General features: G+C 47.5%; 14 protein-coding genes. 1 reads left to right on the forward strand and 13 read right to left on the reverse strand.

The window, feature by feature from the left end:
• Positions 1-607: 607 nt before the first annotated feature.
• From DWV73_RS04250 to DWV73_RS12850, 7 genes are all read right to left on the reverse strand, one after another.
• Entirely contained in the window at positions 608-1,969 is a 1,362-nt protein-coding gene (locus DWV73_RS04250; protein WP_022359656.1) for an NCS2 family permease, read from the reverse strand.
• Positions 1,970-2,009: 40 nt separating this feature from the next.
• Positions 2,010-3,287: a ribonuclease E/G gene (locus DWV73_RS04255; RefSeq protein ID WP_117795949.1), complete on the reverse strand. Its 1,278-nt coding sequence runs from the start codon at positions 3,285-3,287 to the stop codon at positions 2,010-2,012.
• A gap of 105 nt (positions 3,288-3,392) precedes the next feature.
• On the reverse strand, positions 3,393-4,199 hold the full coding sequence (locus tag DWV73_RS04260; protein ID WP_117795950.1) for a TIGR03936 family radical SAM-associated protein: 807 nt from the start codon (positions 4,197-4,199) through the stop codon (positions 3,393-3,395).
• A gap of 13 nt (positions 4,200-4,212) precedes the next feature.
• The gene (locus DWV73_RS04265; protein ID WP_107001291.1) at positions 4,213-6,081 is read right to left on the reverse strand and encodes a TIGR03960 family B12-binding radical SAM protein; all 1,869 of its coding nucleotides are present in this window, start codon (positions 6,079-6,081) and stop codon (positions 4,213-4,215) included.
• Between the two features lie 295 nt (positions 6,082-6,376).
• Positions 6,377-6,700 (reverse strand): pyridoxamine 5'-phosphate oxidase family protein, encoded by a 324-nt coding sequence (locus DWV73_RS04270; RefSeq protein ID WP_117795951.1) that lies wholly within the window; start codon positions 6,698-6,700, stop codon positions 6,377-6,379.
• Positions 6,701-6,782: 82 nt separating this feature from the next.
• Positions 6,783-8,096, reverse strand: coding sequence for an ATP-binding protein (locus DWV73_RS04275; protein ID WP_117795952.1), 1,314 nt, complete (start codon positions 8,094-8,096; stop codon positions 6,783-6,785).
• A gap of 595 nt (positions 8,097-8,691) precedes the next feature.
• Positions 8,692-8,841 (reverse strand): hypothetical protein, encoded by a 150-nt coding sequence (locus DWV73_RS12850; protein WP_181357220.1) that lies wholly within the window; start codon positions 8,839-8,841, stop codon positions 8,692-8,694.
• 30 nt (positions 8,842-8,871) lie between these two features.
• On the opposite strand from DWV73_RS12850, the gene DWV73_RS04280 reads away from it, so the two are divergent.
• Complete coding sequence (locus DWV73_RS04280; RefSeq protein WP_107001084.1) at positions 8,872-9,171, forward strand: hypothetical protein; 300 nt, start codon at positions 8,872-8,874, stop codon at positions 9,169-9,171.
• Between the two features lie 10 nt (positions 9,172-9,181).
• Here DWV73_RS04280 and DWV73_RS04285 read toward each other — a convergent pair whose 3' ends face one another.
• The 6 genes from DWV73_RS04285 to gltX form a co-directional block, all read right to left on the reverse strand.
• A complete protein-coding gene (locus tag DWV73_RS04285; RefSeq protein WP_107001085.1) occupies positions 9,182-10,891 on the reverse strand; it encodes an acyl-CoA dehydratase activase in 1,710 nt (569 codons plus the stop codon).
• Positions 10,888-12,183: a 2-hydroxyacyl-CoA dehydratase family protein gene (locus tag DWV73_RS04290; RefSeq protein WP_242995737.1), complete on the reverse strand. Its 1,296-nt coding sequence runs from the start codon at positions 12,181-12,183 to the stop codon at positions 10,888-10,890. The genes DWV73_RS04285 and DWV73_RS04290 overlap by 4 nt, the downstream gene beginning before the upstream one ends.
• A 209-nt stretch (positions 12,184-12,392) precedes the next feature.
• Positions 12,393-15,446, reverse strand: coding sequence for a YDG domain-containing protein (locus DWV73_RS04295; RefSeq protein ID WP_146143922.1), 3,054 nt, complete (start codon positions 15,444-15,446; stop codon positions 12,393-12,395).
• A complete protein-coding gene (locus DWV73_RS04300) occupies positions 15,356-16,093 on the reverse strand; it encodes a hypothetical protein (protein ID WP_117795953.1) in 738 nt (245 codons plus the stop codon). Before DWV73_RS04300 ends, DWV73_RS04295 begins: the two co-directional genes overlap by 91 nt.
• A 230-nt stretch (positions 16,094-16,323) precedes the next feature.
• Positions 16,324-18,165, reverse strand: a complete 1,842-nt coding sequence (locus tag DWV73_RS04305) for an ATP-dependent helicase (RefSeq protein ID WP_107001089.1) — start codon at positions 18,163-18,165, stop codon at positions 16,324-16,326.
• 281 nt (positions 18,166-18,446) lie between these two features.
• Positions 18,447-19,904, reverse strand: coding sequence for a glutamate--tRNA ligase (gene gltX, locus DWV73_RS04310; protein ID WP_107001292.1), 1,458 nt, complete (start codon positions 19,902-19,904; stop codon positions 18,447-18,449).
• Positions 19,905-20,038: the final 134 nt, after the last annotated feature.

The following is a 20,038-nucleotide window of genomic DNA, read 5'->3' on the forward strand; positions in this document are numbered from 1 at the left end:
CTCCCAGAACTGGTTCCATGCGTGTTTCTATCGCCAGAGTCTACTCCCTCTTCTGTCGTTACTGTTCACACACGTGTGCCCAGCAACGGGATTTTGCCGATGCTGCGCATTCCAAATCGGCAAAATCTGCTGACAGAACTGTATCGTACGGAATTTTCAGTTCAGAAAATTCCTACCTGTGAACAGTTACCCTCTGTCCTTTATACCGTCTGCCCGCCAAAATGTCAATGAGATATTCCTGATAAAAATTACCCCTTTTTTGTACAGTAAAAAGCGCCGGCACTGCAAGCAGGTCCGGCGCTTTTTACCCAATATCGGTTGCTGGTTGTCAACCGATACCGAAAAGATCCCAGCAGAAAATCTTGGACAGTTCGTAACGGAGTGTAATGCATCAAGGAATTTCGAGTAACTTGATTTGTTTTTGTTCGTCTCTGTCCGCGTTCTTCCGCGCGGGAATGATTTTCATCCGTTCAATAAGTTAATGCGCTGCATACGCATTTTATTGCACGTTAATCAAAAAAATTTTAAAAACTTTTTTTGATATAGACTATTTTATTATGAAAACCTGTTTTCGTCAAGTTTTCAGGGGTTAAATTATTACAAGTTGTTACAGGAAAATGTATTTGAGAACGAAGAGCACCGCCAGCACATACATAAGCGGAGTGATCTTCTTTGCTTTTCCTGCTGCCACATTCAAAAGCACATAAGAGATAATTCCCATGGAAATACCCTCGGAAATGCTGTAGAACAACGGCATGGCAATGATTGCCAGATATGCCGGGATTGCCTCGGTGATATTGTCCTCATCGAAACGAATTTCAGTTACAGTTCCCACCATCAGGAAGCCAACCATGATTAATGCCGGAGCCGTCGCAAAGGACGGGATCGCCGTAAAAATCGGTGCAAACAGGGTGGAAAGCAGGAACAGGAGTGCCGATACCAGGGCAGTCAGACCGGTACGTCCGCCGACTGCAACACCCGATGCAGACTCAACGAAGGTAGTCGTTGTGGAAGTACCTAATACCGCACCAAAGGAAGTTGCGATCGCATCTGCCATCAGCGCCGGACGGATACCCGGAAGACGGCCTTCCTCGTCCAGCATGTCTGCCTTGGTTGCTACACCAATTAATGTACCAAGTGTATCAAAAATATCTACAAACAGGAATGAGAAAATAACTACGATAAAATTGATAATTCCAACTGCATCGAAGTCAACGGTAAAGCATTTACCAAAAGTCTCTCCCAGTTTGGAGAAATCGGTGATTCCCAGGGTCGGGAACAGGGTGTAGAAACCATTCTCTACGTCCGGTGTGTAAATGCCGGTTACCTGGCACAGCATACCGAGAATCCAGGTTCCCAGAATGCCGTACAGAATCGCGCCCTTCACACGGTAGGTGTATAAAACCGCCATGATAAACAGACCGATCAGCGCCAGCAGCGCGCAGATACCTGCGGTATGGAAATTTTCCGGGAAGCTGATGATCGTTACCAGTGTGGAAGAGTCTACTGAAAGTCCCGCATTCTGAAGACCGATAAATGCGATGAACAGACCGATACCGACGGACACACCGCGCTTTAAAGTCAACGGAATCGCATTGAAGATCGCCTCGCGCACGTTTGTCAGAGACAGCACGATGAAGATCAGACCCTCTGCAAATACAGCCAGCAGTGCAACATGCCAGCTATAGCCATAGCCCGCGCACACCGTATACGCCATATACGCGTTGAGTCCCATGCCTGCGGACAGAACGAACGGCAGGTTCGCCATAAATGCCATGCAGGCAGTACCGATGAATGATGCCAGAGCCGTAGCCAGAAGCACCGCAGTCGGATCCATGCCGGTCGATCCGAGGATGCTCGGATTGACTGCCAGAATGTACGCCATCGTCATAAAGGTCGTAATTCCAGCCATGACTTCCGTCTTTACGGTCGTCTGATGCTCGGATAGCTTAAATACTTTTTCAAACATCTTTTCTTCTCCTTGTGTTTTTCATTCTATGATTCAACCGCTACAAAATCTCATGAAGCGGACGGCGCACCTTTTTGCGGGTGATCTCCACCAGCCCAAGCCGCGTCATATCCACCAGGATCGTTTTGACCGGGTCACGGGAAAGCTCTTCCCCGAGCGTCCGCATCAGCGTCTCCTGATCTTCTTTCGATTCCATATCGATAAAATCCACAATAATAATACCGGAAAGATTCCGCAGGGAAAGCTGGCGCGCCACCTCATGCGCCGCCTCCAGGTTGATCTTTAAGATCGTCTCGGCAGGCGTCTTTTTCCCTGTATATTTTCCTGTATTGACATCGATCACCGTCAATGCCTCGGTTGGCTCGATGACCAGATAGCCGCCGGATTTCATCCAGACACGGCGATCCGATGCACTTTTAAGCACCGATTCCAGGCGGTACAGCTTCGTTAATGGAAGGTTCTCATCTGTATATAGGGACAAGTTCGGAACCGCCTGTTTTATGCTTTCATTTTTATCTGCCTGGGTCTGATTTTCTTTTTGTTCCTTGTCCTCTTCCTTCTCTTCCTCCAGCCACGCCTCAATCTTCTTCGCATACTCCGGCACATCTGTGATGATCTCCGAAAGGGTTCCTTTCTTCGCATCCCTAAGACTCTGGATATAGGGCGGCGTACCCTGCTCTAAAAGGCTGTAACAGGTGCGGCAGGCTGCCCGGGCAAAAAGTTCTTCCATCTGCTGTTTCAGCTTCTCTGTTTCTACACAGAGTGTTTCGATGGAAGCCGACGCCCCATTCGTCCGGACAATCAGTCCAAAACGCTCATCCTTATGTGTCAGAAGTTCCTCCCGCACCTTCTCTTTCCAGGCATTATCCTTGATTTTTGCCGAAAATCCGATCTGCGGTTTTCCCACCGTCAGAACCATATAGGTACCCGGAAAATTCAGACAGCAGGTCACGGACGGATCCTTGGTTTTCAGGGCGTCGCGGGACACCTGGACAAGAAGCTCGTCTCCAGCTTTTAGTTTCCGTGGACTTACTTTTTTCTCAGAATTTCCAGAATATCCGAATGAACATAGCTGGTTCAGCTCGTCTGTATAAAGCGGAACCGGATTTTCCGCCAGGCTGAAATACCCGGTTTTTCCACCGCCGAGGTCAATAAACGCGGCGTTGATGTTTTTTACCACATTTTTCACCTTGCCGATGTAAATATTCCCTAGCAGGCTTTCATCGCCAGATTCCAGCGTCAGCGACCGGCAGTGCCCGTCCGAGAGGAGCGCCGTCAGGCTTCGATCCTTCCATTTTGTCACTATTAACTGATCCAAACTCTTCGTCTCCTCTCATTTTTTGCTGCCGTTCACACTTCGCGCTACCTGCAGCCGGATTTTGCTGGCGCTTCGCATTTCATCTCTTAATGAACATTGAAGCATTTACACAATCTCGCTTCCATACGCCTCAAGCGGCACATACTCCGGTGCGCCCTCGGCGCCCTCGTCCGCATACAGCTCCTCGCGCTCGACCTGAATGGCAAACGGGCGGTAGGTCAGCCCCAGACTCTCATAGAATGCCTGCAATACCTGCTCCGGCTTTCCGTTTGCCGCACTGCCCGATAAGAGGCGCAGGAATACACAGATTCCTTCTGCCTGTTTTTCCTCCTCAACCGTCTCATTTTCCAGATCCGGATACCAGTCTGCGACCATCGCCGGAACATACTCTTTCCGCTCCGCGATTCGCGCCTCACAGATCAGCGGACGCAGATCCACGGTTCTCTCGCCCTTTTTCGTCTGCTTCACAAACGGAATTGTCTCGCTTTTGCAGAATGTCAGGAATTTCCCGAAAAATTCTTCTACACAGCTGCCGTCCTCCGGTGCAAATCCCTCTTTAAACCAGAATGTGTAATCAGCAGCTGCCACCAGCGACATCGCATTCTTTGCCGTCTCCGGAAGCTCGCGGTAGCTGAGCACCTCCAGCCCCTCGGCGCTGACCTCATTTAAGCGGCGCACCATCCCGGTCGAATTTCCGCTGGAATTGACATCAATATCCACATACTCCGCATGGCTGATAAGCCCCACGCTGAGCGGAGACGCAAACGACATGATCTGGTGCGGGCTGAATCCTTCGCTATAACGGATATCCACTTCCGCCCGGCGCATCACCTTCTGGAAGTAACGCATCACGTCCAGATGACCGATAAAACGCACCGTTCCCTGTTTTTGAAATTTAATTCGTATTTTCATGACCGCTCCTTCCTCATGCCCGTTCTTCGAAACAGACTCCGCCGCCGTACTTACGGACACCACATCCCGAACAGCGCATCCGGCAGTTCGGCGTTACCGTTTCCGCCTGTGCGTTCGCCCACTCGCGTTTCAGGAAATCCTTCGTCACACCCGCGTCGATGAAATCCCACGGGAACACTTCATCAAGGCTTCGCTCACGCGTCGTATAGAAATCAATGTCCACGCCGCAAGTCTCAAAGGCCTTCATCCAGATATCATTGTTGAAATACTCTGACCAGGAATCGTAGATTGCACCTTTGCGGTATGCCTCCTCAATCACAGCTGCCACCTTGCGGTCGCCGCGCGCCAGAACACCTTCCAGCACGGTCACATCCGCCTCATGCCAGTTATAGCGGAGACTCTTCTTATTTAACATTTCTTTCATGCGGTGGTTGACGATGCTCGCGCGCTCCAAGAACTGCTCTTTCGTGCACATCGGCGCCCACTGGAACGGGGTAAATGGCTTCGGCACAAAGAACGAGGTGCTGGCGGTTACCTGCACCTTGCCGTGGCGCTGCTCCTTCGGAACCGTGTCATAGTACACTTCCGCCACCTTCTCCGAAAGCTCGGCAATACCCTGCATATCTTCCACGGTCTCAGTCGGAAGTCCCAGCATGAAGTAGAGCTTTACGCGGTTCCAGCCGCCCTTGAACGCCTCGGCAGAACCATTTAAAATGTTTTCCTCGGTCAGACCCTTGTTGATAACGTTACGCAGACGCTGGGATCCCGCCTCCGGCGCAAAGGTCAGGCTGCTCTTCTTCACGTCCTGCACCTTGCTCATGACATCGAGGGAAAATGCGTCAATACGCAGGGACGGCAGGGACACATTGACGCCCTTTCCGTCAAACTCGTCGATCAGGAAATTGACGATTCCCTCCAGCTTCGTGTAATCACTGGAGCTCAGCGAACTCAGCGAAATTTCTTCATGTCCGGTGCTCTTTAGCATCGTCCGTGCCAGACGTTTCAGTTCCTCCAGGCTGCGCTCGCGCACCGGGCGGTATACCATGCCCGCCTGGCAGAAACGGCATCCGCGGATACAGCCGCGCATGATCTCGAGAACCACACGGTCCTGCGTCGCGCGCAGATACGGAACCACCGGCTTCTCCGGATACCAGGTATCGCTCATATCCATGACAAGCTGCTTGGAAACGGTCTGCGGCGCGTGCGGGTTGTTCGGCGTCATCGCCTCGATCGTGCCGTCCTCTTTGTATGTCACATCATAAAATCCCGGCACATAGATACCCGGAATCTGCGCCGCCTGCTCCAGAAATTCCTTCCGGCTGCCGCCGCGCGCCTTGATCTCCTTGTAGCGGTCGATCAGGTCAAAATAAACCACCTCGCCCTCGCCCATATAGAAGAGATCAAAAAACGGCGCGATCGGCTCCGGATTGTAGGTACACGGACCGCCGCCGATAACGATCGGATCCTCCTCGGTACGATCTTCTGCATGGAGCGGAATCTGTGATAATTCCAGCACCTGCAAAATATTGGTGTAGCACATTTCGTACTGGATTGTAATTCCAAGGAAGTCAAATTTTTTGATCGGATCCTGGCTTTCAACAGCAAACAGCGGAATCTTCTGCTCCCGCATGATCGGATCTAAGTCCATCCACGGGGAATAAACACGCTCACAGTAAACGTCATCCCGGCGGTTGAACATATCATAAAGAATCTGGATGCCCAGATGGGACATACCGATCTCATACACGTCCGGAAAGCACATGGCAAACCGGACTGCTACCTTCGACGGATCCTTCTTCACCATATTCACCTCGCCGCCAATATAACGCGCCGGCTGGGAGATCTTGAGAAGGATTTCATCACTTAATGCTAATTTTCTCATAAAATTATTTTTACCTACATTTCTCATTTTTTGCGATGTGTTCATCGCTGTTTTTTAGTTCTTTTTTTGTTCTTCTCCGTAAGCGTAAAAACACAAATTCTTGTCAAGTATTTTTTTACAGACAGTTTACATAACTTTTTTTCACTCTTACAGCAAAAAATTGTTTCTGAAATACGCACAATTCTGATTTTTCATTTTTTTACGGACAAATCTGTTGCATATGTGCAGATCAGACCGCATTATTATACGGTATTTCCCGCGTTTCCGCAACAGATTCTTTCCCGAAAGAAATTTTTCAAACTCCTATCATCGAACTTTTTATCAAGTTTTCCGAATATTCATCAAATCCAGGAACCTCAAATAACATCGGCTCGATGAGCTTTGCCGTTCCCATGACCAGTACGCTTTTCAGCGCACCAAAGTCCGGGGGCTTTTCAAAGACAGCAAGACTGACATTTTTATTCCTCTCAAGTCCTATGAACTTCTCGCCGCCTTCTGTAAAAATCCAAAACTGGCCATCGTGATAGCTATATTCCAAGAGAGTACATCGCACATAGTCACCGATTCCGGCAACTAATGCACATACTACATTGCCATGAAGGGACTCCAGAACCTCCATATCATTAGTTCGCTTAGCGCGAACTTCTGTATTGTCTGATTCAGAACAAAAAATACCCCGTTGGTTTTGAGGTAAATTGTTATCAGCTTACCACATATATTGTTCTTTTCAAATATTCCGCAAGCATATATAACGGAACATTTGTCAGCCAGTCTTCCTGCTTATAATTTGACATACTGCTACGAATCGCCATGCCCGGCTTATATTTATCGCAAAATGCCCTCAAACTCCTGGCACGGAGATTCTGCTCTGCCTTCACCTCAATCGGAACGCAGTCTAAATCTCCCTGCAACATAAAATCTATCTTTCCAGTTGATCGTGCTGTTGCAAAATAATAAAGCGGATATCCTGCAGCGTGCAACTCCTGTGCAACATACTGTTCCGTAAGTGCCCCCTTGAATTCTTCAAAGATCCGGCTTCCCTCCAATAGAAGTCTTGCTGATAGTCCGGCCTTTGCTGTTAACAATCCCACATCGAACATGAACATTTTAAAACTGTTCATTTCCATGTACGCAATCAGTGGAATATCTGGCTTTGATACTCTATAGCTTTTCAGGATTAACCCTGCATCTTCCAACCACTGAATTGCAAGTTCAAAATCTTTTGCCCGTGCACCCTCTCGTAGTGCTCCATACATAAACTTACGATTTTCCTTAGCCAATTGGGAAGGAATCGAATTCCAGACCATCATGATGCGCGGAACAACTTCCTTTGGCGCATGTTTGCTAAAATTCTCTTCATAGTACTGCAGAAGATTGTTTTGGATCTCACGTACCTCAAATAGATCATCGGAATCAATATATGTCTGGACTACTTCTGGCATTCCGCCCACATAATAATACTTTTTTAACAAATCCGTATATTTCCCGGCATATGCATTGATCAGTTCATAATCTTGGGACCTCAACGCTTCATGCAACCCCTTTTCACCAACTGCCAAAATGAATTCATTGAAGCTCATAGGGCATAATTTTAAAAAATCAACTTTCCCAACAGGAAAGGATGTTCCCTGATGTAATGCAACACCGAGCAGGGAACCAGCTGCAATAATAGAATACTGTGGTGCATTCTCATAGAAATATTTTAAAGATGCCAGCGCCTTTGGTGCTTCCTGGATCTCATCAAAAATAATCAATGTATTTTCAGCCTGAAAACTCTTTCCGTACTCAATTTTGATTGCAGAAAGGATCCGCTTTAAGTCAAAGTCTAGGTCAAATACATCCTTCATTGCTTTATTATTATCAAAATTGATATAGACTGTATTTTCATAGAACCTGGCTCCAAATTCCTTCATAATCCAGGTTTTTCCGACCTGGCGCGCTCCTTGTATGATCAGCGGCTTTCTGTTCTTTTTATTCATCCATCGTTCCAGTTTCGTAAACAGCTCTCTTTCCATTAAGAAACCTCCTGCGCAACATATGCATCCAAAAGCATCTGTATTCTATCTTAACACTTTTCAGGGCATATTTCCATTGCTAAACAGCATTTTTGCGGACATTATTTTATTATAAATTACATTTTTTCGGTTAATATTATTATAATTCCAACATTTTTTCGGACATATTCATTCTTCCAGAAGCGCCCATTTGACGGCCTCCAGATAGACCGAAAGCGTTTCTTCTTTTTCGTGTTCCAGAAAATGGGGGAAGATTCCGCTTGGAATACAGTTGATTTTTATAGCCATATGTAAAGTCTTTTTGTATTGCAAAAAGCTATATCATAGATATAAGGATTCCAATCAGTATGCTTCCCGCACCGTCCAAAGACATCAAAAATGAGGTGTCCTATACAGCCTGATTGGGTAAAAAAATACCCCGTTGGCTTCCCAACGAGGCATCGAAGATTATAATGTTTTAATTTGATTTCTGATTTCAGAATGTAGATGCATTCTTGGATTTTTATTCACTTTACAGTCCAATCATATAAAATTATCCCTGGTATCACTCCAGGAATCACTGAATCAGAAACAGGCAGAACGTACAGAAGATGAATTATTCTTCCATACAGAAAATAAAAATGGTCGTATTTTTCTCGAGACGACACCGGAAGAATATCTGATTCTCAGCGATCCGATTCATACAGATGACCATCAGAAAATCATCCAGGCTCTTTGCCGCCACATCGGTTACTGCAATGCCCACGCTCTAAATGCCGGTCATCCTTATGGGGCCATGCTTGATGTGGCAGATTTACGAAAAAATCATCTGGATACCTATGCTTATTTTTTCACAAAAGTTATAACAAAACCGAAAAATCACCCCTATCACTTAAAACCGGCCGGAACCTACGCAGTTGCTTACTTAATGGGAAATTACTATGACTCGAAAGCCACCTACGAAAAACTCTTTGATTGGACCGATGAACACAAGTTTAAAACCGGCAAATACTCTTATAAAGAGGCTGTGATCGACGAATTGGCCACAGCCTCTCCCAGTGAATATCTGACGAAAATATCGATACAAGTGTTTTAACCCTGCCGCTTCATCGCGTTTCCTCCGCACTGCCTTTACATTTCTCATAAGCAAATAGCGCCGCTCCCAGCGCACCGCAGAGCTGCGCCTCATCACAGATATAAAGTTTAGCACCAAGCTTCTCTTCCAATGCCTGGATGATACCCTGGTTCTTCGCCACACCGCCGGTCATCATATATTCGCCTGGATGATCCTTTCCAAGGCGGGCTGCCAACGCGCCGACTTTTGAGGCAACTGACACATTTAAACCGTGGATAATATCTGCCACATCCTTATTCTGTGCCACCAGCGACACGACCTCCGACTCTGCAAACACCGTACACATGCTGGAAATCACGATATTATGCTTCCATTCCAGCCCTTTCACACTCATTTCCTCCAGGGAAAGTCCCAGCGTTTTCGCCATCATTTCCAGAAAACGCCCCGTTCCGGCGGCACATTTGTCATTCATCAGGAAATTTTTCACGGCTCCCTGTCCGTCGATGCTGATCGCCTTGATATCCTGCCCGCCAATGTCGATGATAGTGCGGACATTCGGATTCAGATAATTTGCGCCCTTGGCATGGCAGGTAATCTCCGTGATGCTGTCATCCCCGCTGTCAATGTAGGATCGTCCATATCCGGTCGTATCGATCCGCACGATCTCCTCTTTCTTAATTCCCGCTTTCTCAATCGCCAGATCCAGACTCTTCTCGGCGCTCATCATCGCACCGCCGCCGGTCGGAATAATCATCGTCGATTTAATTTTTCCATCCTGATCCAGTATGACCACATCCGTACTTGTCGAACCGCTGTCGATTCCCGCTACATAAAAAATGCCCGACTCCATCTTCTTTCTTGCCTCCTCACTGATACCTTTTCCCGGATCCATATCCTCTGATCCCTCGATCGTCTCCTCAAATGCCTGAATGCGCGTCAAAAGCTGCCCCGCGCTCTGGCTCGTAAAATCAGTCTCAATCTTAAGGAGCGGAACCTTGATATCCCGCTTGATACTCGCATACTCAAATCCATAATAATCACAGAACTTGATCGTGTGATAAATAATTCCCTTTAAATTCGGATCCAGATACAGACGGTTTCTGCGGATCGAACGGTTCATGCGGAAACACGGCATCTGTCCCAGCAGGACGTCCGCGTAAGAAAGAAACAGCTCCTCTTCCTCCATATTCCACATTTCATCCTGTACGACCGACAGTTTCCGACCACCCGTACAGGTCAGATTTTCCACATCCATCTGGATATTGTCCCGGATCATATCCTCCAGAATGCCGCTGACCCGCACGCCCAGCACACCAATGTATGGCTCCGTGTTCATTTCCGACGTAATAAAGGACTTGATAAAAGCGCGTTTATCAAACACTTTCCCGGAATATGCCTCATACGCCTTTTTAAGCCTCCGGATCGTGCCCGCAAATTTCACTTTTTCACATTCATTATCATCATGCGGCAGATCCAGCATATATAAAAACTTACATTTTCCCGTGCTCTCCACGATATCGTAAACGCGTCGCATCGAATCGCAGCAGTTTACCAGCACCAGCTGTTCAACCTTTCCTTCCAGCACTGCCTGAATGACCGATTTTCCAAAGCCGCACAGATTTGCATGTGCAATCTGATCCGACTGTTCGAAATTTTCCGGCATTTCCTCCAAAACAGAACATTCTTCTCCAAACCCCCGGAACAGCTCGATCGGGGTGTACTTACAGACGTAATAAATCATGCGTGTTTCTCCTCCTTGCCCTTTTCCAGCATTTCCACAAACGCCTGAAGCCGCGTCGATACCTGACCGTCGCTGGTATTGGCAGGGTTGCAGCCGTCACCGTCGAGAATCATCGTCGGAAGTCCTGTCTTTTCTAAGGACTGCTTAATCAGGCTGGATGCACCGATCGTTCCCTTACAGCCCCAGTGGGCAAATAAAACAGCACCATCCGCTTCCGTGATTCTGGCAAGCCGTTCCGCTTCCTCAATTCTCTGTTTCACACTGCCATTGTAAATGCAATAGACCATTTTCTCTGCCATCGACTCATACGGGTCTTCCGCATGCATCTCCTGAAAACCATCTGCGATGAAATCACAAGCGCGGATGTGCATTTTCTTACTATAATTAAAAATATCCTTAACCGGCTCCTGTAAAAATGGCATGATGTGCATCCAGATTACCGAAAGACCATCTCCCCTCGGTGACATCCGCACATCGCGCAGAAGTTTTTCCGTATAGGTAACCGCCGTCTCTGAGCCAGCCATCAGATGGCACATAAAAAGCGCATACAATTCATTCGTCAGAGAGGTCACCGGGTCATGCGCACACCGCAGGGCAAGCTGTTTTTTATAATTCGCCGCCGCTTTCCGGCTGTTATCTACCGCACTCCGCACTGTTTCCTCCGAAATCCGTCTGTCCGTCGTCTCCTCCAGAAACCGTTTCAATTTCCGCAGCTGATCCGCCACATACAGAACCGATTCCCGGTTTTTCTCATACGGAACATCAATATAAAAGCCTGGACATTCAAATTTATCTTTTAAATACGGAAACGTCATCATATTTCCATCACACGCAAGGTTCGTATAAATCATGCAGTTCGGTTTTGGCAGAATCCCCGTCAGCGCCGCCCCCAGAAACACCCTGTGGTACGAACACATCGTCTCCGGAAATCCTTCTTCCTCCGTTTTCCGAAGAAACGTCTGCTCACACTTCGTTCCCGCCATAAAACAGGACATCGCCTCCACTGAGTACGGCGTCAGCCCTGCCGCCATCACCAGCTCTCCCGGCACAAATATGCTGACCATCGCCGCATTCTCCGGTTCCGACAGCGACTGAATGATATTTTTCATAACCACCCGCGCCACATACTGTCCCGACGACGGCAGCCCCCGATCCGGCAAAAACTGAAGCTTCTTTTCCTGCAGGCGGTATCCCGCAAGAAGCAGCCGACGCGCTTTTTCCGGATCCTTAAGCGCCTGGCTGCTCACCCTATTTCCAAATTTTTCAATTACATCCATTGTTCTTTCTTCCATTCTTTTAAGTTCATTTTTCTGTCATATCGCCCTGATGCAGATGGATATAGTTCCGCGCCTTTGCAGGCAAACGGGCATTCTTTATTATAGTCAGTTGGATGGGAATTGTAAATATATCGGATATGAAATGCGAAACTTTAAGACCTCAATATGAGCAAAGAAAAGCGGCTGACCTCCCGATCAACCGCTTTAAATAACTCTTTTACCTATTATCTTCCCGCTTCTTCATCCCAGCTGCCGTCTTCTTTCACGTACCAGCCGTCCGGTGTCCGGCGTTTTGAATACATGATGCCGGCACTGCCGTCTTGATTCGAATTCAGATAATACCATTTTCCATTGATGAACTGCCATCCTGTAAGCATACCCTGGTTTTCGTCCATATAGAACCATCCCTGGTACAGGGTGTCATAGATCCAGCCGGTACTCAGATATCCCTCAGCGCCAAATGCCCACCATCTGCCGTTGACTTTTTCCCAATGAAATGCACCGGTATTGCCCATAGGCCAGGTGCCGTCACTGTAGCGGAGCCACCAGCCTCTGGCATCCTTTATCCAATGGCTGTAACCGTCATTCACTGCCTGATTCGATGCACCGGTGATAACCCCCTGCTCCTCGCTGCGGTAGCCTTTCTGGCTATCTTTGGTTACTGTGCCGGAACTTACGCTGCTGCTTGTTCCACTGCTGCCCTTTCCACCGCTGTCTTTTCCACCGCTGTCTTTTCGGCCGCCTGAATGACTGCCTGAGCTTGAAGGCGCTTGCTGAACCGTCACATTGACTGTTTTTACAGCATCATTGAAATTGACCATCGAAGCTTTCACATATACCTGATAAGTTCCCGCATCTGTAAAGCCCGGGATCTCACTCTGGTAATCCACTCCATTCTTAGAATAAGTAAATACCACTGCATCTGGACTCACATTTGAAAGACCGGTTTCCACAGATGCCTGGATCTGCGGTTTCTGCTCGGTACCATTGTAGGTAAGCGGATCTGCCGACACAGTCATGGATGCAAAATCACGTGCTATGATGCTACCTTTAATGGATGCGCTATTTTCTGTCAGCTCATAATTCTTTGCGTTATCACCTGCTAACGTAATATTTGCCGCCTCAATATTGTGCTCTCCAACATCCGCACTCTGATATGCCAAATTCACCTGGTCAGCACGAACATCCTGAGAATCAGGAGTACCAGAATCACTGTAAAGCTGAACGGATAAATTCTGCTCCTCCCTAATATCTGTCGTTCCATCATAGACTTTATCGAAAGAGTGTCCTGTTATCCGCGCATTTAATTTACACTTGTCGATTGTAAGTATAGCTTGTTTCGATTCATTCGTATAATTTCTCTGACCCAACAGATGGACAGTGTATGTTCCAGCATCTTTTCGCTCTGTAACTATCATATTATCAGTTCCTGTCCAATATGTCCAATATTGGATTATATAATCCGCCCTATCCACTACATCCCCGGAAGCTTCCTGCCAGTTCTCAACCACCTTGATCTCCGGATCCCGGGATTGACCATTATAAATGACTTTCTCTGGTTCAAGTGTTACTTTTGTATCTGCAAACCTCCGTTGGGTAATATTTGTCTGATTGCCAGAGCAAAATACCTTCGACTCGTAATTATCTACTGTCACTCTTACAAATACAAACTGCTCCGACTCTGCTACATTCACAATCTTCGGACACTCCGACTTCCACTGAGCTTCTTGTAAATCATCCTTACGATTTGTACTCTTCAGCTGATATTCATATTTTGCATCACTAGGAATACTACTTGCGCTAATGGCTGCTGCCGGATACCCTTTAGATCCATTATATATACCGCTGGTAGCCGTTACGATCAAATTCCAGGAAGCAGGAAAAGCTGCTTTATTAACCGTCAACATTATATAAACCGGATGTTCTCCGGCTTTATAGAATCCGCTTGCCTGTGTATTCACCTTGATTTTAAATACACCAGCCTTGGTCACCCTCAACTGGCCCCTTTCCTTGTCAATCGTTCCTACTCCCTTATCACTTCCTGTATCTTCAACAAGTTCATATTGCAGGTTTCCGGCGTTAACCGGTTTCTGAATAGCCGCAAGGTTTTGAACATTGATCGACATATTATCGCGATAATCTGCACTTATTTCCGCTGTATAAACTGTAATATTATCCGGAATCTGCTTTGCATCATCGGGCAGGCTTCCGGTTCCGCTGATTGTACCGGTATTATTGAATGTTCCGTCGTTTCTTTTTTCAAATGGACCATTTGAAACAAATTCACCTGCATTGGTAAGTGTACCATTATCAATTATCGTACTTTCGGAGGTTACCTTTCCGCCTCTTGCAACAGTGAAGGAACTATTCGTAATACATAATCGATCCGTAATCAGTTCTCCGGCTTGGATCGTTGCAGATCTACCACTCTGCAAAAATCCTATTCCACCACTATTAGATTTTGTTGAAATTGTTCCACCTGAAAGTTCAAAACTCCCCACATTCTCAATTCCGGGTTTTCCACTTCCGGTTACCGTTAAACTTCCACCAGTCATCTGAAAATTATTAAGGACATACACACCATTCTTATGTGTTCCCGTAGCAGTAACAGAGCCTCCGTTAATATTTAAATTTCCTTTGCTTTGCACAACAATAGCTCCTGAGACTGGCTCGCTATTTTGTTCCGCATCGGCAGCTGCTTCTATCGTTCCACTCTCTATCGTCAAGCTGCCTGCGACCACTATTGCGCTGGATGTATCATCCCTTGTTTTTTTCGTTGGATAATTCTGAACTTTCAAAGAAGCCGATTCTGGTTCTGCCTTAATCGTCGCGCTTGTCCAGTCATTAATCCTGAGGCCACATCCGTTAAAACCCTTTCCTTTTCCCTCTAATACATTGCTTCCATTTAACTCTATCTCCCATGTTCCCCGGCTTAACTCAAGGTTCTGTATGGAAGCACTCGTCATTTTTAATTGAAAGCTATTTTCTCCTGAACTAGTAACCCTTATACCGTGATCGTTCAATAAATCCATTACATCGTTATTAACACTAGAAAAATTGTGGTCATCAAAGTATAGACTTTTAGAGTCTTCGCCTGAGTTAAAACTTACATGTAACACAGGAGTTCCACTTACTACAGGCATCGCCGCCTGGTCTCCTGTCACAGACACTTCCACCACCAGCGCCTCTACATCTTCCGCCAGTTCATATGCCTCCGGCAGCTCTGCTGCAAACTCATAGGTGCCTTCCAGAGGCCAGCGGTCTTCTTCATCCTGCACGTACTCGCTACAGATCCAGCCAGTGATCGGAATTTTTTCCTCTTCTCCCCCCCCGCTTCGCTTTCTTCTCCGACCTGGGCAATAATAGCCTGTGGTAAGTACTCCGTGACCTCTTCGAAGGATGGCTGGGCTTCCTCGGTAACTCCGCTAAGCTCTAATTTGCCATCCAGCAGGTTCTCCTCCGGATCATACCAGGACCATGAGAAGATCTGGGACTTCACAGCCGGTATCACAGTTCCGCCTGGAACTGTCGTATCTTCCATATCCGATGGTGTACTGACGGAAGGTGCATTCTCCTGTTTCTCGTCATCCTCTGCTTTGTCGGCAGAATTCTTCTGATCCTTGGTTTCTTCATCATCCGGACTGTTTTCAGAATCGTCCGCGCCCGTACCGGAAGACACGGCTGTATTCCGTATGCATCCGCTTTCTACAGTGCAGACGTGGGTACATTCCGTCGGCTCTTCTCCTATCTGGGACGAGGTTGCCTCCTCATCCGGCTCGCCGTAGCACTCCTCTGTATGCACATGGACACATTTTTTCCTCTCCGTCTTCTGCGGCATATCCGCCCATGCCGTATTTCCAAATAATGTCGATACTGCCAATGTCATTGTCAGACACACCGCTGCCGCCCTTCGTATACCTTTCATTCTCCCATCTCCTCTCTGTTTACCTTTCATCTCTTTTGACGCTCATGAAGTTTAATTCTCATACTGTTATTATTGAACAATTTTCAAAAAATGTCAACAAACTATACACAATATATGCTTGGTACCGTTATTGTTACTGTTCACGGGTAGGCACTTTTGGAACCGAACGACATTTCTCCTTTGTCCTCAAACTTTTTTGCCTGATTTCCCGATTTTCATTGTGAATTTCGTTACCTGCTATCTCCATCCCGCCCCAGATACTCCCACACAAACCGCGATACTTCCGCCTTTTTATGGTACCTCTCCCGCACCGCATATACATGCAGCCGGGTCTTTGCACGCGTCATTGCCACATAGAACAGACGTCGTTCTTCCTCCATATCCTCGTCCAGCATCGCGCGGCTGTGCGGCGTGATGCCCTCATTGGCATCGAGAATATAGACAATGGGAAATTCCAGCCCCTTGGCGCTGTGCATCGTCGCGAGTGTGATCGCATCCGTCTCCGTCCGCCGCTGCGCCGCCTGCCGGAGCAGTTCCTCCTTGTACGCCTCGATGTGTGCAAACCACTCGTCAAAGGTCTTGAAACCCGCCGCACTTTCTTTTAATTCGTCGGCAGTCTCTAAAAGTTCCTCCGGTCGCATCCGCCGGAATGCCGCATACTCGATCAGATATTCGTCGTATCCCATGCCCTGGCGGATATAATTGACGGCTGCCAGAGGTGACATCCGGGCGATCGCCCGCAGATCGCCTTCCAGACTCTCGATCCGCTCGGCAATCCAGTCTTTCTCCGCATAGAATGCCTTCATCTTCTCGAACGAAACCGTCTCATCCGGCATCGCATCCCGGCTGATATAACGCTTCGGACGGTTGATGACCTGCAAAATATCTTCCCGAGCCCGGCTTCCCATGGCGATTCGGATATAGGTCAGGATATTTCGCGAAATCCAGTGTTCATAGAGATTCGGCACCGTATCCCTTGTCCGGAAGGGAAGGTTGTATTCCATCAGCTTTTCCATCAGAAAACGAGGACCAGCATTGGTCCGGTATAAAACTGCGATATCCCCCGGCCGCACTCCCGACTGCAGATACAGCTGTATCTCCCTGGCAATGGCCAGATTTTCTTCCCCCGGATCCTGCCAGAGCTTCGTGATCACGTTCTTCCCATGCCGTCCCGTTGTATGGATGGTCTTTGAAAAACGTTTCTGGTTTTCTCCGATCAGCCGCAATGCCGGTGCCACGATCTCCTCGGTACTGCGGTAATTCACATCCAGAAGAATCCGTCCGGCACCCGGATAATCCCGCTCAAACCCCAGCATAATCTCCGGTTTGGCCCCACGAAACCGGTAAATCGACTGATCATCATCGCCCACGATAAAAAGATTATCTTCCGGCTTGGCTAACATCCGCACGATCTCATATTGAAGCCGGTTGATGTCCTGAAACTCATCAATCAGGATGTACCGATACCTCCTCTGCCAGGCAGACAGGATATCTTTTCTTTCCGTAAAAAGTTCCAGACACAGCACCATCATGTCATCGAAATCGATGAGTCCGGCCCGGCGCATTTTCTCTTCATAGCCCGCATAGAGCTGACGGAAAACTGCATCCGGACAGTTTTTGGAATAGTAATGTTCCAGTGCAATCCTCTCTCCCTTGACAGAGCTTATCTCACTTAAAATGGAGGCTGCAAACTCATTTTCATCCTCCGGCTCCAGACCTCCGGCCTGAGCCAGCTCCCGGACAAACTGCATCTGCTGCTCTTCCCGGACAATATTGTCAGCGGTATATCGGTATGCCAGCTTTAAGATCCTAAAAAAGATCGAATGAAACGTGCCAAAGGTGACTCTGGATCCGCCGCCGATCAATGCTTCATACCGCTCCCGCATCTCCTCGGCTGCTGCCCGGGTAAAGGTAATCACAAGAATATCCCCCGGATCGATTCCGTACTCCTTCGTCAGATACTGGACCCGATGGGTGATCACCGTTGTTTTCCCTGATCCCGGTCCCGCCAGAACCATCATGGGACCATCTTTATGCATGATTGCCTGTGTCTGTGCTTTACTGAATGCCATTTCCTGTTTCCTTACTCCACAATTCAAGAATATCTCGGCATATTTGCTTCGAAATTCGCATTTTGACGTGCAAGACATCCTTCTGCCGCGCATCTGAAGCAAATCTGTCAAGTACAAATGTAAGAAAAGTGCGCCTTGGAATGTATTTCTCACAAAGCGCACCTTTTCACTGCTTTTCATGCATCTACGATACATGAAAAAGCAGTTATTTATTTACTACCTACTGATTTAATCTGCGAAGCCAAACTTGCTTCAAGTCGAACATCGACGGTTACGACAGCCTACTGCTGTGCCTCCAGAAGTTCAATCCCCTTCTTGATACGGCGGATCGACTCTTCCTTGCCAAGCACTTCCATGATCTCGGTCGCGCCTGCCGGCGTCATCTGCTTGCCGGATACAGCGGTACGGATCGGCCACATTACAAAGCCGGTCTTAACGCCCTCTTTGGATACATACTCGGACAGCGCCGCGTACAGGGCGTCGTTGGAGTAGTCTTCCTGTGCTTCCAGAATCGGCAGAACATCTTTTAATACCTTTAAGGATGTCTCCAGATTGGTCTTCATCTTCTTGTGAACATACATCTGCGGATCATACTCCGGCAGTGTCTCAAAGAAATCGATGTGTCCCTCGATATCCGGGAAAATCTCGATTCTCGTCTTAACCATCGCCGCGATCTTCTTCAGATCCAGATCCTTGGTGATTACTTTCTTGATGTACGGCTCTGCCATCTCATAGAACTTATCAAAATCCATCGCCTTGATGTACTCGCCGTTCATCCATTTCAGTTTTACCATATCGAAAACAGCCGGAGATTTGCTGATATTCTTGTAGTTGAACTCTTTTACCAGCTCGTCTAAGGAGAAAATCTCCTGATTATTTTCCGGTGACCAGCCAAGCAGGGCAACGAAGTTGACAACTGCCTCGGAAACGAAGCCCTGATCGATCAGATCCTGATAGGAAGAATGACCGCTTCGCTTGCTCAGCTTCTTGTGCTCCTCGTTCGTGATGGTCGGGCAGTGCACATAAACCGGAACCTTCCATCCGAATGCGTCGTACAGACGGTTGTACTTCGGTGAAGAAGACAGGTACTCGTTACCGCGGACTACATGAGTGATCTGCTGTAAATGATCGTCCACCACATTTGCGAAGTTGTAGGTCGGGAATCCATCCGATTTGATTAAAACCATATCGTCCAGCTCGGAGTTATCTACGGAAATATCCCCATAAATCTCATCGTGGAAGGTAGTCTTTCCCTCGGTCGGGTTGTTCTGACGGATGACAAACGGCTTTCCTGCCTTTAAGTTTGCCTCTACCTCTTCCTTGGAAAGGTGCAGGCAGTGCTTATCATAGGTCATGATCTCTTCGCCGTTTACTTCTCTCTTTAAGCTGTTTAAGCGTTCCTGATCGCAGAAACAGTAATAAGCTTCGCCTTTATCGATCAGCTTCTTCGCATATTCCATGTAGATGCCCTGTTTCTGACGGTCGCTCTGTACATACGGGCCAACCGGACCTCCGATGTCCGGACCTTCGTCATGCTTCAGTCCGGTATCGCGCATCGTATTGTAAATGATCTCGGTCGCGCCTTCAACGAAACGCTCCTGATCGGTATCCTCGATTCGCAGGATAAAATCGCCGCCCTCATGTTTTGCAATCAGGTATGCGTATAATGCAGTTCTTAAGTTTCCTACATGCATTTTGCCTGTCGGGCTCGGTGCGTATCTGGTTCTGATCTTTGTCATACTTTTCACACGGCTGTCTGGAAGCTTATGTTCCAAACAGTTTTTCCTTTCCTAGAAATAATTAAAATATTGGAATTATAAAATAAAGTAACTGTTCCGTAAGTCTGCGCATTTACTGCGCTGACCATACGAAA

Source organism: Clostridium sp. AF12-41 (assembly GCF_003461685.1).
Taxonomy (GTDB): domain Bacteria; phylum Bacillota; class Clostridia; order Lachnospirales; family Lachnospiraceae; genus Otoolea; species Otoolea fessa.

What these genes read in the sequence shown, in the direction of transcription:
- DWV73_RS04250 (WP_022359656.1), bottom strand. Translation starts at nt 1,969, where the DNA reads ATGTTTGAAAAAGTATTTAAGCTATCCGAGCATCAGACGACCGTAAAG.
- DWV73_RS04260 (WP_117795950.1), bottom strand. Translation starts at nt 4,199, where the DNA reads ATGAAAATACGAATTAAATTTCAAAAACAGGGAACGGTGCGTTTTATC.
- DWV73_RS04265 (WP_107001291.1), bottom strand. Translation starts at nt 6,081, where the DNA reads ATGAGAAAATTAGCATTAAGTGATGAAATCCTTCTCAAGATCTCCCAG.
- DWV73_RS04270 (WP_117795951.1), bottom strand. Translation starts at nt 6,700, where the DNA reads ATGGAGGTTCTGGAGTCCCTTCATGGCAATGTAGTATGTGCATTAGTT.
- DWV73_RS04275 (WP_117795952.1), bottom strand. Translation starts at nt 8,096, where the DNA reads ATGGAAAGAGAGCTGTTTACGAAACTGGAACGATGGATGAATAAAAAG.
- DWV73_RS04280 (WP_107001084.1), top strand. Translation starts at nt 8,872, where the DNA reads ATGCTTGATGTGGCAGATTTACGAAAAAATCATCTGGATACCTATGCT.
- DWV73_RS04285 (WP_107001085.1), bottom strand. Translation starts at nt 10,891, where the DNA reads ATGATTTATTACGTCTGTAAGTACACCCCGATCGAGCTGTTCCGGGGG.
- DWV73_RS04290 (WP_242995737.1), bottom strand. Translation starts at nt 12,183, where the DNA reads ATGGAAGAAAGAACAATGGATGTAATTGAAAAATTTGGAAATAGGGTG.
- DWV73_RS04300 (WP_117795953.1), bottom strand. Translation starts at nt 16,093, where the DNA reads ATGAAAGGTATACGAAGGGCGGCAGCGGTGTGTCTGACAATGACATTG.
- DWV73_RS04305 (WP_107001089.1), bottom strand. Translation starts at nt 18,165, where the DNA reads ATGGCATTCAGTAAAGCACAGACACAGGCAATCATGCATAAAGATGGT.
- gltX (WP_107001292.1), bottom strand. Translation starts at nt 19,904, where the DNA reads ATGACAAAGATCAGAACCAGATACGCACCGAGCCCGACAGGCAAAATG.